15 protein-coding genes are annotated in these 13963 nt (G+C 40.0%); 3 read left to right on the top strand and 12 right to left on the bottom strand.

Going from position 1 to position 13963, the window contains the following annotated elements; translation table 11 throughout:
• Positions 1 to 134: 134 nt before the first annotated feature.
• A complete protein-coding gene (locus NCI00_RS22360) occupies positions 135 to 1112 on the top strand; it encodes a 3-hydroxyacyl-CoA dehydrogenase family protein (protein ID WP_253531410.1) in 978 nt (325 codons plus the stop codon).
• Between the two features lie 36 nt (positions 1113 to 1148).
• Here NCI00_RS22360 and NCI00_RS22355 read toward each other — a convergent pair whose 3' ends face one another.
• Positions 1149 to 2036, bottom strand: a complete 888-nt coding sequence (locus NCI00_RS22355; protein WP_253531409.1) for a YicC/YloC family endoribonuclease — start codon at positions 2034 to 2036, stop codon at positions 1149 to 1151.
• 118 nt (positions 2037 to 2154) lie between these two features.
• On the bottom strand, positions 2155 to 3240 hold the full coding sequence (pdxA, locus tag NCI00_RS22350; RefSeq protein ID WP_253531408.1) for a 4-hydroxythreonine-4-phosphate dehydrogenase PdxA: 1086 nt from the start codon (positions 3238 to 3240) through the stop codon (positions 2155 to 2157).
• Between the two features lie 166 nt (positions 3241 to 3406).
• Here pdxA and NCI00_RS22345 point away from each other — a divergent pair, with 166 nt between their 5' ends.
• Complete coding sequence (locus tag NCI00_RS22345; RefSeq protein ID WP_253531407.1) at positions 3407 to 4345, top strand: 2-hydroxyacid dehydrogenase; 939 nt, start codon at positions 3407 to 3409, stop codon at positions 4343 to 4345.
• A 112-nt stretch (positions 4346 to 4457) separates the two neighbouring features.
• On the opposite strand, the gene NCI00_RS22340 is transcribed toward NCI00_RS22345, so the two are convergent.
• From NCI00_RS22340 to NCI00_RS22325, 4 genes are all read right to left on the bottom strand, one after another.
• The gene (locus NCI00_RS22340) at positions 4458 to 5939 is read right to left on the bottom strand and encodes a cryptochrome/photolyase family protein (protein ID WP_253531406.1); all 1482 of its coding nucleotides are present in this window, start codon (positions 5937 to 5939) and stop codon (positions 4458 to 4460) included.
• A gap of 69 nt (positions 5940 to 6008) precedes the next feature.
• A complete protein-coding gene (locus tag NCI00_RS22335; RefSeq protein WP_253531405.1) occupies positions 6009 to 6632 on the bottom strand; it encodes a succinate dehydrogenase/fumarate reductase transmembrane subunit in 624 nt (207 codons plus the stop codon).
• A 3-nt stretch (positions 6633 to 6635) separates the two neighbouring features.
• Positions 6636 to 6854, bottom strand: coding sequence for a helix-turn-helix domain-containing protein (locus tag NCI00_RS22330; RefSeq protein ID WP_166560738.1), 219 nt, complete (start codon positions 6852 to 6854; stop codon positions 6636 to 6638).
• Positions 6855 to 6857: 3 nt separating this feature from the next.
• A complete protein-coding gene (locus NCI00_RS22325; protein WP_253531404.1) occupies positions 6858 to 7337 on the bottom strand; it encodes a DUF2975 domain-containing protein in 480 nt (159 codons plus the stop codon).
• 202 nt (positions 7338 to 7539) lie between these two features.
• On the opposite strand from NCI00_RS22325, the gene NCI00_RS22320 reads away from it, so the two are divergent.
• Positions 7540 to 7965, top strand: coding sequence for a transposase (locus NCI00_RS22320; protein ID WP_253531403.1), 426 nt, complete (start codon positions 7540 to 7542; stop codon positions 7963 to 7965).
• 264 nt (positions 7966 to 8229) lie between these two features.
• Here NCI00_RS22320 and NCI00_RS22315 read toward each other — a convergent pair whose 3' ends face one another.
• The 6 genes from NCI00_RS22315 to NCI00_RS22290 form a co-directional block, all read right to left on the bottom strand.
• Positions 8230 to 8859 (bottom strand): hypothetical protein, encoded by a 630-nt coding sequence (locus NCI00_RS22315; RefSeq protein ID WP_253531402.1) that lies wholly within the window; start codon positions 8857 to 8859, stop codon positions 8230 to 8232.
• Positions 8860 to 9057: 198 nt separating this feature from the next.
• On the bottom strand, positions 9058 to 9798 hold the full coding sequence (locus tag NCI00_RS22310; protein WP_253531401.1) for a hypothetical protein: 741 nt from the start codon (positions 9796 to 9798) through the stop codon (positions 9058 to 9060).
• Between the two features lie 31 nt (positions 9799 to 9829).
• Complete coding sequence (locus tag NCI00_RS22305) at positions 9830 to 10030, bottom strand: hypothetical protein (RefSeq protein ID WP_253531400.1); 201 nt, start codon at positions 10028 to 10030, stop codon at positions 9830 to 9832.
• A gap of 2 nt (positions 10031 to 10032) precedes the next feature.
• Complete coding sequence (locus NCI00_RS22300) at positions 10033 to 12615, bottom strand: calcium-translocating P-type ATPase, PMCA-type (protein ID WP_114237598.1); 2583 nt, start codon at positions 12613 to 12615, stop codon at positions 10033 to 10035.
• Positions 12612 to 13088 (bottom strand): DUF2062 domain-containing protein, encoded by a 477-nt coding sequence (locus NCI00_RS22295; RefSeq protein ID WP_114237599.1) that lies wholly within the window; start codon positions 13086 to 13088, stop codon positions 12612 to 12614. Before NCI00_RS22295 ends, NCI00_RS22300 begins: the two co-directional genes overlap by 4 nt.
• Positions 13085 to 13915, bottom strand: a complete 831-nt coding sequence (locus NCI00_RS22290) for a universal stress protein (RefSeq protein WP_114237600.1) — start codon at positions 13913 to 13915, stop codon at positions 13085 to 13087. The genes NCI00_RS22295 and NCI00_RS22290 overlap by 4 nt, the downstream gene beginning before the upstream one ends.
• Positions 13916 to 13963 lie beyond the last annotated feature (48 nt).

The following is a 13963-nucleotide window of genomic DNA, read 5'->3' as shown; positions in this document are numbered from 1 at the left end:
AAAGCATGACAAATTTGACGTCATGCTTTGCCAAAGGGATTGTTTATTTGCGGCCAAACTCTTTTATCTTTAGCAGATTACCACCTATATTGAAGATTTTTAAGGTTTAATTTTATTGGAATTAAAAAAAACGTATGAACCCTTCCCAACTTTCTATCGGCGTCGTTGGACTCGGCTTGATGGGCTGCAGCATCACAACTTGTTTGTTATTGGCGGGGCACCGAGTGGTGGCCGTGGCGCCGCTCCCGCTGGATGTACCCACGGCACACCCACGCATCCATGAACACCTCAAAAAATCGTTGGAAGAGGGACTAACCACGCAAACCCCCGACCATTTTTTTGAAGCACTGTTGATTTCCGAAGACTACGGTGCGCTTGTCGATTGTCAACTGGTGATTGAATGTACGCTAGAAAATCTTGACATCAAGAAATCCGTGTACGAAAAAATAGAGGCTGTGGTGACGACGGAGGCCGTGATTACGAGCAATACGTCGGCCATTCCCATCAGTATTTTACAAAAAGAAGTACGTCGTCCTGAGCGTTTTTTGGGGTTGCATTGGGCAGAACCCTCCCATACAACGCGCTTTTTGGAGGTGATTTGCGGAGACCTCAGCGACGTGACCAAGGGCGAGTGGCTGTACGAACTTTCTCATGCTTGGGGCAAAGAACCCACGCTTGTACGTAAAGATATTCGGGGTTTTATTACCAATCGCCTCATGTATGCGCTGTATCGGGAAGCGTTTAATCTGGTCGAAAATGGCTACGCCACGGTCGAAGATGTAGACCGTGCCTGTCGCAACAACGGGGGGTATTGGATGACCTTGGCTGGGCCTTTTCGTTGGATGGATTTGACGGGCGTACCCGCCTATCATACGGTGCTGAAAGATTTGTTTCCCACCCTAAGTACAAGTACCGAAGTGCCTGCGTTGATTGACGACATCGTGAAAGCGGGTGGTAAGGGGGTGGCAAATGCCCACGGATTTTATTCGTATACGCCCGAAGAAGCCCAGTTGTGGCGCGAAACGTTTGAAGCCTTTAGTTATGAAATTCGTGAACTAGCGCTCAAATACCCCGCCGACGTGGTCAAAAAGAGGCTAAAAAGTAAGGAGTGAGTTGGGCACAAATACTCACTCCTTACAACGGATTGCTTAAATAATATTGGCCGTTTGTTCCTTTATTTTCTCCAATTCATCTTTCATCTGCACCACCAAGTGCTGAATGGCAGAGTCGTTGGCTTTGGAGCCGATGGTGTTGACCTCACGGCCGATTTCTTGTGAAATAAAATTGAGTTTTTTGCCGTTGCTCTCTTTGCTTTGGAGGGTTTCGATAAAATACGTAAGGTGGTTTTTGAGACGAACTTTTTCTTCGGAAATATCAAATTTTTCGATGTAATACACGAGCTCTTGCTCAAAGCGATTTTGGTCAAAAGATTCATCGCCGAGTAAATCACGGACGTTTTTGCGGAGCCGTTCACGAACACCCGGGATGCGAAATTTGTCTAATTCCTCAATTTCGACAAGTATATCAGTGATTCTCTGAATGGCATCTTTGAAGGCTTTGTTGAGTGCAACGCCTTCTTGGATTCTAAATTCAGTGCATTTTCTGAGGGCTTCGTGTACCGTTTTTTGAATCAACGCCAAATCCGCCACTTGTTGGTCTTCGGTGGTGGCGTCGGTCAGATAAGTATTGGGCATCATGAGCGCCATGCGGAGCACGTCGGTGGGAACGGGCGCAAACCCTAAATCCTCGGCGGTTTGGTGCAAATCGCGGTAGTAGGCTTTCACCAGGGCACGGTTGACGATGGTGCCCGAGCCGCCCTGTCCTACGGGTGTAACGGTGAGATTAAACTCTACTTTGCCGCGTTCGAGGGCTTGGGTGATGAGGTTTCGAATTTCGATTTCTCGCTCTGAATAATTACGCGGAATACGGCAGTAAATATCTAAGAATTTGGAATTCAGGGACTTCACTTCGGCCGTAACCGAAATGCTTTCTGATTCGAAGGTGGCTTTTCCGTAGCCGGTCATTGATTTCAGCATAATTTTAAGAGCGAGTAGACAGAAGCGAGTAGGGGGCTGCCCGCGCTGTCGGTAATTAAGAAGTAAATTTTTATAATTTTTCAATCGCAGGAGGAGAAGTAAGAAGTTGCAAAACTTCTTACTTCTCCTCCTGCGACGTCATTTTTTCAACGACAGGGTTCTTTTTTAACGCATTTTTTTCGAGTTCGGCTTGTTCTTTTCGGTGCTTCACTACGTCACAGGCGGTATAAATGGCTTGGCGCATGGAGGTTTCGTCGGCTTGGTTTTTGCCCGCGATGTCGTAAGCAGTGCCGTGGTCGGGCGACGTGCGAACGATGGGTAAACCCGCCGTAAAATTCACCCCTTCGCTGAATGCAATGGTTTTGAACGGTGAAAGCCCTTGGTCGTGGTACATCGCCAACACCGCATCAAACTTGCGGTAGGTTTGGGCGGCAAAAAAACCATCGGCGGGGTACGGCCCGTAAATGAGCTGCCCTTTGTTGCGCAGTTCTTTTAGCGCGGGGGTAATGATTTCTTCTTCTTCCGAACCCAAAAGCCCATTTTCGCCCGCGTGAGGGTTCAGGCCTAGCACCGCAATCCGAGGTTTACGGATGCCAAAATCGCCACGCAGCGACTTGAGCATGGCCTGAAGTTTAACGACAATTTTTTCTTTGGTGATTTGGCTCGCTACTTCAGACAGCGGCACGTGGCCCGTTACGACCCCAACGCGTAGCACCTCGCTCACCATAAACATGAGCGGCTCTTTGATGTTAAAGGCTTCGGCTAAGTATTCGGTATGACCCGGAAATTTAAACTCGTCGTTTTGGATGTTGTTTTTATTGATAGGGGCCGTTACCAGCGCGTCTAATTTACCCGCTTTTAGGTCTTCCATGGCCCGTTTGAGGCTTTCAAAAGCCCCTTTTCCTGCTTCGGGTGTTACTTTTCCGGGCTGAATATCCTCGTCGGTATTAGGCCAACAGGTGATGACGTTGGTGACTTTTGGGTTTACCTGCTCAATTTTTTGGAGGCCAAACAAGTTCCAGTCCTTCATGTCCATCTGGTTGCGGTAGCGGTTCAGAAGGCGCATGGAGCCATAAATGACAGGGACACAAATGCGGTTTAATTGGTTGTTATACAGTGCTTTCAGAATGACTTCAGGTCCTACGCCGTTGTAGTCACCCATGGTTATGCCAATGACAGGTTTATCAAGGTTTGATTCGCTCATGATGCATCAAAAAATTAGATTTGAGAGGAACGGGCTGATTCAGCGGATAAATATTTGCCGTTTTTGCCACGTCAACCCCAAAAATCAATAAAATCGTTTTAGTAATGACGCTGCAATTTACGAATAAACCGCACTATTTTTGTGCCGATTACTAACTGACACTGTCGTGAAGATTTTAATAGTTGACGAGATGCATCCCTCCTTGTTCCCGATGTTGGACCAAGCGGGCTTGTTGTATCGTTATGAACCTACTTTTAAACGTCCCCAAATTTTAAGCCACATTGGTGAATATGAGGGGCTTATTATTCGGAGTAAAACCGTTATTGATGAAGAAGTATTGCAACATGCTCCGCTCTTGCGTTTTGTGGCTCGGGCGGGAGCGGGGTTGGATTTGATTGACTTGGAGGCTGTTCAACAACGGAATGTTCAGGTTTTTGCGGCCAACGAAGGAAACCGCGACGCCGTAGCCGAGCACGTAGTCGGGATGTTGTTGGGGTTGTTTGCCAATATCGTCAAAGCGGACCGCGAGGTGCGGCAGGGAATTTGGGACCGTGAAGGAAATCGCGGAATTGAGCTAATGGGAAAAACCGTGGGCCTCATTGGCTACGGGTTCAACGGCAGTGCCACCGCCCGACGATTGAGCGGGTTTGGTTGCCGAGTGTTGGCCTACGATAAATATTTGGTCAACTATGGCGATAAATATGCGCAAGAATCGTCGTTGGAAGAAATGATGGAACAAGCCGATGTCATCAGCCTGCACGTACCACTTACCGCCGAAACCCGACTCATGATCAATGATGATTTTGTGGCAAACGTAGCGCGCCCATTTTTTTTGCTCAACATCGCGCGGGGCGAAATTGTCAACATGGAAACCATCGTCAAAGGGTTGGAAAGCGGCAAAATCAGGGGGGCTTGTTTGGATGTGCTTGAAAATGAAAAATTAAGCACCTTGACGCCCGAACAACAAAAATCGTTTGACTACCTCTGTAATTCGTCGCGGGTAATACTGACCCCCCACGTGGCAGGCTGGACGCAGGAAAGTTACGCGAAAATAAACGAGGCGTTGGTAAAACAGATTACGGCGAGCTTGTCGGTCGAAAAATAGCCGGGGCGTGCTGAGACTAAAAAAATGACCAGTTATTTTCTGGATTATGTGTCCAAAAAGTTACGGGATCAATTCTAGGAACCTAAGGTGAATATGGTCTTGAGTGCGGTATTTAAGCCAAGCCTGCAAGATAGTCACTTGCGTTTTGATGGATTGATTCCTTCTTACTTTCTTCCCACTTATCAAAGGTCTTAACCAGCATACTCAACCTTGGGTTTTTGAGGAAAAAAGTACGGTGATTGTCTAAAAATCGCCAAAATAAAGCATCCCAAGTGGCCTGCCAGTCACCCTTGGGATAGTCACTCATTTTCATCAAATAATTACTGCCGCTTATATAGGGCTTGGTGGCCATTAATCCTCCATCGGCAAATTGACTCATGCCGTACACATTGGGCACCATCACCCAGTCATAGGCGTCGATAAATAGCTCCATAAACCAGCGGTATACCTCGTCGGGGTCAAACTCACAAAGTAACATAAAGTTTCCGAGTACCATAAGTCGCTCAATATGATGGCAGTATCCTGTTTTTAGAATCTTTTTAATGGTGTCATCCACGGGGACAATTCCAGTGCTACCATCATAAAAACTTTGTGGGATTTTTCTGGTGAAGCCCCAATGGTTTTTAGTTCGTTCTTCATTTCCCTTCGTAATATAAACTCCTCTGATGAACTCCCGCCAACCAATTATTTGGCGAATGAACCCTTCAAGCGAGTTGATAGGAACACTGTTGTCACGACTATAATCTAAGGCCTGATTTACAATCTGGTCAGGTGTAAGCATACCGACGTTGAGCATGGGTGTCAACAAACTATGGTTGAGCAGCATTTCTTTGCGCAAAATGGCATCTTCGTACTCACCAAACTCGGCCATACGATGTTCAAGAAATTGATTTAGCCATTGCGCACTTGCTTCGTATCCAATGGGGTAAGTTACGCTATCATTTAGGCTACCAATATTGTCAGGAAAGTATTGATGAGTATAGCTATGAGCTTCCTGGGTATAATTGTTTATTGGCGGGAACTCCACCTTTATCACCGACTTACCCTTTGGATATTTTTTTCGATTTTCTACGTCAAAAGTCCATTGACCACCGACGGGTCCTTCTGATGAGTCGATTAAAATTTTTCTTTTGATTCGTTCCTGTTTATAAAATTCAGTTTGAAAAAATTTCTTTTTATTGGGGTTGAAAAAAGGCGCTAATTCTTGAGATGTATTCAGAAACATGGGGGATTCCAGTATCTTAAGATTCATCTTTAGCTTTTCGCAACTGATTCTAGTTCTTTTTAATAGCCACTCGTCAACAGGGTCAATAATGACTAAAGAATTGACGCCTAGGCTGTGCAAATGAGTGAGCAAGAGCCTAACGTCTGCTTCTTGCTGGGTAGCCTGAACATATTTTACAGAAAATCCCTTTTGGAGCAGGTAATTTTCGTAATATTTCATGGTTGCGCGGTGGAAAGCTATTTTTTGCTTATGAAAGTTGTACTGCTGAAAAAATAAAAATTCCTCTATCAGATAAATATCACCTTCAATGGAAAATAGGGGATTAAACTGAAATAATTGGTGTGGAAAAACGAGCTTACAAGTTTGCATTCTTTAGGTTTATTTCAGTATGTTTCTACGGACGTTTTGTCATCATTCAATGATACTGTCCAACTACGATTAGAGGCTTTTCCCAATAAGCACTTCGTATTCTTTGGGGATTGTTACGCCGTTAAAATGGTTCGTTAGTCCATAAAATATGAACATTGTCACAATGAAACCCAAAGCCAAGATGAGGGCAGATTGTTGGTTTGGGGTCAAACCCAAAACAGATTTTTTCATTTTTTTGTTATGAATCGCAGCAACATGTCCAAAAAAGGAAAGAATTGCCAGTCCATAATACGGAACAAAAAAGAGGTTGAAAGGAAATGCATTCAGGCCCGCTACTCCAAAATAAAAATTTGTGTCAAGTTGCAGAACGTGCCGCCCACCCAAAACGGCGCTTAAATGAATGATGAAAAAAAAGGCCAGGTAAAGCCCCGTCCAAATTTGAAGTTTTTCAAAATAAGAAACGGCTGTTTTTCGGTTCGTTTTGAAGAGCTTCAGGCCTGAAACAATTTGAGCAAATACGGCAAGTAATAAAATTGTTTCAACTAAGAGGTTACGATAAAATAATCGCAAAGTATTCATCATTTCAATGTGCTTTTCAGCGCCCCAAACGCTCAACGAATGATTAAACAAATGAAGCCCTACAAAAAGCGTGATTGTCAGTCCTGATATATAATGAATTTTCTTTATAGTCATACCTTAGCGGTTTGTTTCGTCATTTACATATTCCAAAATATCACTTGGTTGGCAGTCTAATGCTTTACAAATTGCCTCCAAGGTGCTAAAGCGTATTGCTTTTGCCTTCCCTGTCTTTAAGATAGAAAGGTTAGATAATGTCAAATCAACTCTTTCAGAAAGCTCATTCAACGAAATTTTTCGCTTTGCCATCATCACGTCTAAGTTTACAATAATGGGCATAGCTTAAATTGTTAAGTCATTTTCAGATTTCATATCTATGGCACTTTGCAAGAGTTTTTCAAATATTGCCGCAGCAGTTGTAAAGACGACCGAAACAAAAGTAGCGACGATACAAATGGCAAGAAAACCCGCAGGGTCGTCTTCTTTATGGTGAAATAGCCTTATGTATAGTCCTGCTAACACAATTAAAACACCCACTACGATAGCACAATACTTAATACTCTTTAAAGTCTTAACGGCGTTTGAAGAGAAAACTTTATTTTGTCCGATGTATCCGAGTAATTTGAACGTCTTGTACAGTGCAACAAAAAAAGCGATTGACGTTGCGTATCCATACAAGATAAACGGGTCAGAATAAATGCTGAACAAGTCTAAGTTTGCGGCTCTTCCCTCAGTAGAAGGGAACCAAAGCAAAATGACAAGTGCCACAATGCCGATAAGCACGATGACTGCCTGAAGAAATACGGCTGAAATTCTTTTCATGATGATTTTAAGAGATTGTTTTATGCTGCAAACGTAATAAATTTTTATTGATAAACAATAAAAATTTAGTGTTTTTAGGGAATAATGGAGAAGTAGCGTCTTTTGTCTTATCGGAGATGTCAGACAGTTAGGATTGGCTGGGTTAACGTATGGGTATTGAAGAAGTGAGTTAGAAAGCACAAAAGCCCAATTTAGGGCTAATTTGGCCCGCCGATGCGGGCCTTATGCGCAGAAGGTTACTATTAGCAACCATCGCATAGAGCAGGTGGATGCAGAAAACGTTAGTTTTTCCTACAAAGATTACCGTCAAAATGGCCTCAAAAAAAGCATGACATTGAGCCATCAGGAGTTTACCTGTCGTTTTGCTCAACATATACTACCCAAACGCTTTGTCAGAATACGGCATTTTGGGTTTTTGAGCAGTACGTGGAAGCGTGCAAAGTTCAAGAAGTTGCGGGAGCATTTTAAGCTAAAGCCGGCAGAGGCATCCGCACCTAAAACGCTGCTTAGAAAATGTCATTGTTGTGGCGAAGGGAATTTGGTCACCATAGCTACTTTCGATGGACGTGGTCTCCCTGCTGAATACATGGGCGTTTGCCAAAGTGAAAGCAGTGATCCCGTTAGCTAACGGGATGGGTAGGGGAATTTATGCTCTAACATCAAAAAAAAACATAAAAATGGTGCATAAACAGCCTTAAAAGCACAAAGCAGGTCTAAAACCTGCTCTGAAAATAGTTGCCAGCTCGACGATAACTCCATAACAAAAGAAAAGGGTTTGGTGAGCACTCACCGCCACCGAAGGTTCCGTTCAACAGCGGTTTCATTTCATGTGCTTCGCACAAAACGAAACCTTAGTTATTGGCTGTTCGTTGTTTTTAATCATTTCCATTCGTTACCAAAATTTCCACCAAGGTTTTTCTTGTTCGATATGAGTTTTAGTTTCAATTTTGTCTTGCTTTTGATTTATATTGTCAGACGAAACTTGGTTTTTATTTTCTGATTGATAAAACAATTCTCCTTTGTCCGACATACCAATTGGAAACTCTGTTCTTTGTTTCCATTCTTCTGATTGAAGTTCGGGAATTGGGTCTGTATCTATTTTGTTGTCAAAACTATCTCTTGCTTTTTTGATTATATCTTCTTCAATGTTAGAAGTAGCACTTGCAAAAAAGTCAATTGCATTTGCTGGAATTTCTAAAAGGAAAACTTGTGTCTTGTCGCCAATTTTATAAATGTCCAAGACTTTAAAAAATGCGTTCGACGATAAAACAATGTGTCCGAACTGTGCAGAATTTGGATTAAATGCTGATAAGTCCTTTCCGTTTGCCGAAGCTATTAAGTAGCGAAAATTTGTCGAAAGTCCGCCACCTTTGTATGTCATATCAGTAAATCCTCGTTCAGTCAAAATCTGTCCAACTTGATATTTTGAAATCAAATTTTCTGAAAGTGTTGTGTCCCTGTAAAAAAGTGTCAAACCACCAAAAGTTTGATTGTAAATTTCTTCTATTTGTTTGTTGTCCATTTTTGTCGTTAATTTATTTCTTTACGGTGTCGTTTTACAATGACAGCCAACGGCGGTTCGGGTATTGCCGAAGGCGGGGAGTTTTAGCACAAAAGTTCAATAGAATTACTGCTGTTGAACCTTGCACAAATGTTTCATAGAAGTACTTTAGCCCCGCTTTTGGCAATACCTTGTTGGTGGCTGGCGTTTGATTTGACTTTAAAATGCGTCCCAACCTAACAAATTTAATTCCAAAACAATTCCCATAGGTTTTGGTGTATTAGGATTTGGAACTAATAAGCCTGCACACAGTTGTACTCGTTTGGTTAAATTATACATTCCGCCAAATACACCAACAGATGAATCATTGTTTCCACTTATCCAGTCCCCCATCAAGTACCAACGTTTTGAAAGATTAATTTCATAGCCAAGTTGTGCACCAAAAGTGCTACCGTTTCCGACAAACATTCGATTAGTTTGATATAGTCCACCAACAATTCTACTTTTACCTTTCATAAAATAGTATATCCCAATGCCGTACAGATAATAGTTTATTTCTTTATTGGCAAGTTTATTACTTAAATTATAACCACCTTGTCCACCAACATTAATGGCGAAGTGTTCATTTATTTTGAATTGTTTTTGGAGAGTCCCCATTAAAATTGGATATAAAGCACCTTTATTTGGGTCATCGTTAAGTAAAGCCCTCCATTCAGGGGAAAAATAAAATCCTTTGCCAACTAAATTAATACCAGCATCCCAACCTTTCCCAAGTCCATAAACTAAATGAGCCTTGGATTCTAATTTATCAGAATAAAGATTAAGTTGATGTTGATAGAATATTTTTTTGGAGTTCGTTATATCTCCAGATGGGATGTTGAACAAGTTCTGTTGTCCCAAAATGTCATTGGAAAAAAGTACAAAAAATATGCTAACTAAATATAGATAATTTCTTTTCATTGTCATTCTTGCTTGATTAAGTATGTGGTTTTTACGCTTGCCACCAACGTTTTCGGGCTTGGCGAAGGTGGCGATTATCACCACAAATGTTGATGCGGAGAACCAAACTTTGATTAACCACAAATGTGTCTGCGGAGCACTGAACCGCCACTTTTGCCAAACCCGTGTTATAGCCAGTGGTTCTTGTCCACCATCCTTGCAAACCATTGTCAGTATTGAGTTTTAGTGTCATGATTATTTCTTAGACCTTGAGATGTTTAGACTTCTCCGTTTAATCCATTTTTCTACTTCTACTATCCAGAAAACAATACTTGATAGTCCTATACAGATTAATAGTTCAATAACGGTCAAAGATTTTGTAATGAAAATGTCCTGTAAGAAAGGAACATAAATTACTGCCATTTGCAAAGCAAAGGTTAGTAGAACAGCACCAACCAGTTGTTTATTGGTAAAAACTCCCTGTTGAAATAGTGATTTTATGTCGCTTCTAATAGCCATGGCTTGCCCCATTTGGCTTATACATAATACTGTAAAGACCATAGTTGGCCACTTATCGTTCCCAATATGAATCGCCCATGCTTGTATAGATAAACAAATGGTTGCCATTAATAAACCTACCCAAAAAATATGGAAACCTAAACTCTTTGTGAATATGGTTTCATCTGTCCTTCGAGGTGGTCGTTGTAAAATGTTTTCTTCAGCAGGTTCAGCTGCATAGGCTAATCCTGGTAGTCCATCTGTTACCAAGTTAATCCATAAAATTTGTATTGGTATAAGTGGAATGGGCATTCCGACAAGTGGTGCTAAAAGGATAATAGAAATTAAACCACCCTTACTCGTAAGTGTATATTTTATAAATTTTCTGATGTTATCATAAATTCTCCTACCTTCTTTTACTGCCTTAATGATGGTAGCAAAATTATCATCCAGTAAAATCATTTGGGCAGCTTCTTTGCTTACATCAGTTCCTGTAATACCCATAGCAACACCAATATCAGCTCTTCGCAAAGCAGGAGCATCATTTACACCGTCTCCCGTCATCGCTACAAAATTATTTTTCTTTTGTAACATTTTTACAATTTCTAATTTTTGCTCAGGCGATACTCGGGCATAAACTTTTATGTATTCAACTTCCTTTTCAAACTCTTCATCAGAATAGCTCTCTAATACTGCACCCGTAATTACTTTATCTGTTTTTTTGTAAATAATACCCGTTTCTAATGCAATTGCGTGAGCTGTTATAGGATGATCACCTGTTATCATTACTGGTGTAATGCCTGCTGAATGGCAATCGGCAATTGCTTGTTTGGCTTCCTCTCTCGGAGGGTCTATCATAGCAACTATGCCAATGAAGTTAAGATTCTGTTCTGTGTTTTGGATGGTACTTTTTTCAGGTAATTTATCCAATATTGAATAAGCGTAAGACAAAACTCGTTTACCTTGTTGTGCAAATGTATTAACGACTTTTAAAATTTCGGTATCGTCTTGTGTTGTACAACATTTTAATACCGATTCTACAGCACCTTTTGTAATAGCTATATATTTACCATTGTATTCGTAAACGGTTGTCATTCGTTTTCTTTCAGAGTCAAAGGGTAATTCATTAACTCGTTTATTTTCTCGCCATGATTCGTTGTAGTGCTTTTGTTTTCGGGTGTATGTTACTAAAGCAATTTCTGTTGGATCTCCATTAAATTTATTCAATTCATCTACAGAAACATCATGGTTTAGTTCCATTGCAAACAATAACAACTCTTCTTCTTTGAAGTTTTGATAGGATACTATTTCATTTGGTTGCCAGATGTCAGTAACCGTCATTTTATTTTGGGTAATTGTACCTGTTTTATCTGAACAGATATAGGTAATTGAACCTAAAGTTTCAACCGAAGGAAGTCTGCGAATGAGTGCATTCTTTTTTACCAATCGTTTAGCACCGATGGCCAATGAGATTGTGATAATAGCTGGTAATGCTTCGGGTATTGCTGCAACCGCTACAGAAATTGTTATGAACAGCATCTTTATAGAATCCTCGCCTCTTAGTAAACCCAAAACATACACTATAGCACAAATAATCAATATAATTAAAGATAATCTTTTAGTGAAATTTGCTAGCTTAATTTGAAGAGGAGTTAGATTTTCTTTTTCCTGTAAGAGTGCAGCAATACGTCCTATTTCGGTATTCATTCCCGTTGCGACTACAATGCCTTCGCCTCGTCCATAAGAAACGATGGTGCTTTTGAATGCCATATTACTTCTGTCGCCAATGGGTAGGTTTTCCAAATGGAGTTGATGGGTTTGTTTATCTATGGCATAAGATTCGCCAGTAAGAGAAGATTCTTCTAATTTAAGCGAATGTGTTTCAGTAAGTCGAATGTCTGCAGGAACAATGTCGCCAGTCTCTAAAACAACAATATCACCAATTACTAATTCCGATGTTGCTATTTCAATAAGCTTACCATTCCTTCGAACCAAAGAGTTTAAAGCAGACATCTTTTTTAATGCAGCCATTGCCTTTTCAGCTTTGTATTCTTGAATAAAACCAATGAGTGCATTCATTAATACGATGCTTATTATCAGTACTGCATCCTTGACATCTCCGATTGCGATTGATATTCCGGCTGCAACGAGAAGAATCACTATCATTAAATCTTTAAATTGATTTAACATAAGAATCCAAAAAGGGTTTTTCTTTTTTTCAACTAATTCATTCCTTCCATTTTCAAGCAACCGTTCTTCGGCATCAGATTGATGCAAACCATTTTTGCTTGTGTTAAGCAATTGTTGGGTTTCATGAACAGATAATATGTGATGATTCATTTTGTCTTTTGAATTGGGTTGTTAGCTTTTAGGTTACGCCTGCGCTCAACAGTATATTTAGTGATATAATAAACAAATAATCCCATTACTGAACTAACTATGGTAGAACCAATAATTAAAACATATCCCATTTGGGGTAAATTTTTATACCAATTGTCATAATCAAATTGAATATCAGTTTTAATAAAATAGCTTCCAACTTTATAGCTTATCATCAATAAAAAAGGACTTGTTAAAGGATTAGAAATAAATGCACCTGATATTGCGGCTACTATGTTAAAACGAAAGATTTTGTATAATAGTAGAGATAAAACTGTACTTAACCCAAAGGTTGGGAATACACCCCAAAACGCTCCAATTGCTGCTCCTAATGCAATTTCATGAGCACTCCCTCTTGCATAGTATATTTTTAAAAAGCTAATCTTTGCTTTTCGAAAAATATTTACAACAAAGTTACCTTTAGCCGATTTCATTTGGAATATATCAATACTGGTATTTTAGTGGTATAGGTAAGTTCAGCAGATTTACTCGGCAGAAAAATTGTCTCAAAAAAACTCTTTTCTCTTTTTGTAAACATGATTAAAAGTTCAGGTTTCGATTTAGAAATAAACTGAGAGATTCTGTCTACAAGAGATAATTCCAGATTATTTTTTACAATGTTTAGTTTAATGTTTTTATATTCCTCTGTACTAAATAAACTTTTATTGCGTTCAAATTTATTTTTGTCAAAAATAATAGATGAGTAATGCAATACATCTAAACCGCATTTTACAGTACCCGAAAATTTGGAAACCTTATCTATTTCTTTCTTTAGGTTTTCAAAATCTGATAAGTAAGTTACTTTTTTTAATACTTTAGCACGATAATGACTAGGAATAACCAAAACGGGAGTTTTAGAATTATTTACAATGTAGGATGTATGAGTACCCATTATCTTTCTCAATACACCAGCACCTTGTGTTGCGATACAAATAAAATCCATTTTGTTTTTTTCGGCATATCTTATAATGTCTTTCTCGGTTGAGATAGCAGAGTCAATAACAAACTTAATATTGGCAAACTTATTTTTATCTTCTCCAATTGTTGAATAAACAAACTTTTTAAGCTCAGCAGTAAGTCTTTCTATTTCTTCTTGTTTAAATGTTTTATAGAAAATATCACTCCATTTAGTTGGCTTTAAAAAATGTACAGTGTGGTAGAATGTTGCTTCTATTTCATTTGATTGCTTTGCTAGCATTTGAGCAAACCTAATTGCTCCTTTTGAATTTACCGAAAAATCGGTCGTTACTAGTAGTTTCATTTTTATTTTTTTTAAATGTGTGTTTTACTCTTTCTAGTCTTTTCCTAT

It is taken from the genome of Runella salmonicolor, assembly GCF_024158025.1.
GTDB lineage: Bacteria > Bacteroidota > Bacteroidia > Cytophagales > Spirosomataceae > Runella > Runella salmonicolor.
The sequence above is the reverse complement of the archived record's forward strand: the minus strand, read 5'-3'. Positions and strand labels throughout refer to the sequence as shown.

Coding starts and splice junctions, on each gene's coding strand:
- NCI00_RS22295 (WP_114237599.1), bottom strand. CDS start 13,088: ATGAAATCGGCTAAAGGTAACTTTGTTGTAAATATTTTTCGAAAAGCA.
- NCI00_RS22360 (WP_253531410.1), top strand. CDS start 135: ATGAACCCTTCCCAACTTTCTATCGGCGTCGTTGGACTCGGCTTGATG.
- NCI00_RS22325 (WP_253531404.1), bottom strand. CDS start 7,337: ATGAAAAGAATTTCAGCCGTATTTCTTCAGGCAGTCATCGTGCTTATC.
- NCI00_RS22315 (WP_253531402.1), bottom strand. CDS start 8,859: ATGGACAACAAACAAATAGAAGAAATTTACAATCAAACTTTTGGTGGT.
- pdxA (WP_253531408.1), bottom strand. CDS start 3,240: ATGAGCGAATCAAACCTTGATAAACCTGTCATTGGCATAACCATGGGT.
- NCI00_RS22310 (WP_253531401.1), bottom strand. CDS start 9,798: ATGAAAAGAAATTATCTATATTTAGTTAGCATATTTTTTGTACTTTTT.
- NCI00_RS22340 (WP_253531406.1), bottom strand. CDS start 5,939: ATGCAAACTTGTAAGCTCGTTTTTCCACACCAATTATTTCAGTTTAAT.
- NCI00_RS22290 (WP_114237600.1), bottom strand. CDS start 13,915: ATGAAACTACTAGTAACGACCGATTTTTCGGTAAATTCAAAAGGAGCA.
- NCI00_RS22300 (WP_114237598.1), bottom strand. CDS start 12,615: ATGAATCATCACATATTATCTGTTCATGAAACCCAACAATTGCTTAAC.
- NCI00_RS22305 (WP_253531400.1), bottom strand. CDS start 10,030: ATGACACTAAAACTCAATACTGACAATGGTTTGCAAGGATGGTGGACA.
- NCI00_RS22335 (WP_253531405.1), bottom strand. CDS start 6,632: ATGACTATAAAGAAAATTCATTATATATCAGGACTGACAATCACGCTT.
- NCI00_RS22330 (WP_166560738.1), bottom strand. CDS start 6,854: ATGCCCATTATTGTAAACTTAGACGTGATGATGGCAAAGCGAAAAATT.
- NCI00_RS22355 (WP_253531409.1), bottom strand. CDS start 2,036: ATGCTGAAATCAATGACCGGCTACGGAAAAGCCACCTTCGAATCAGAA.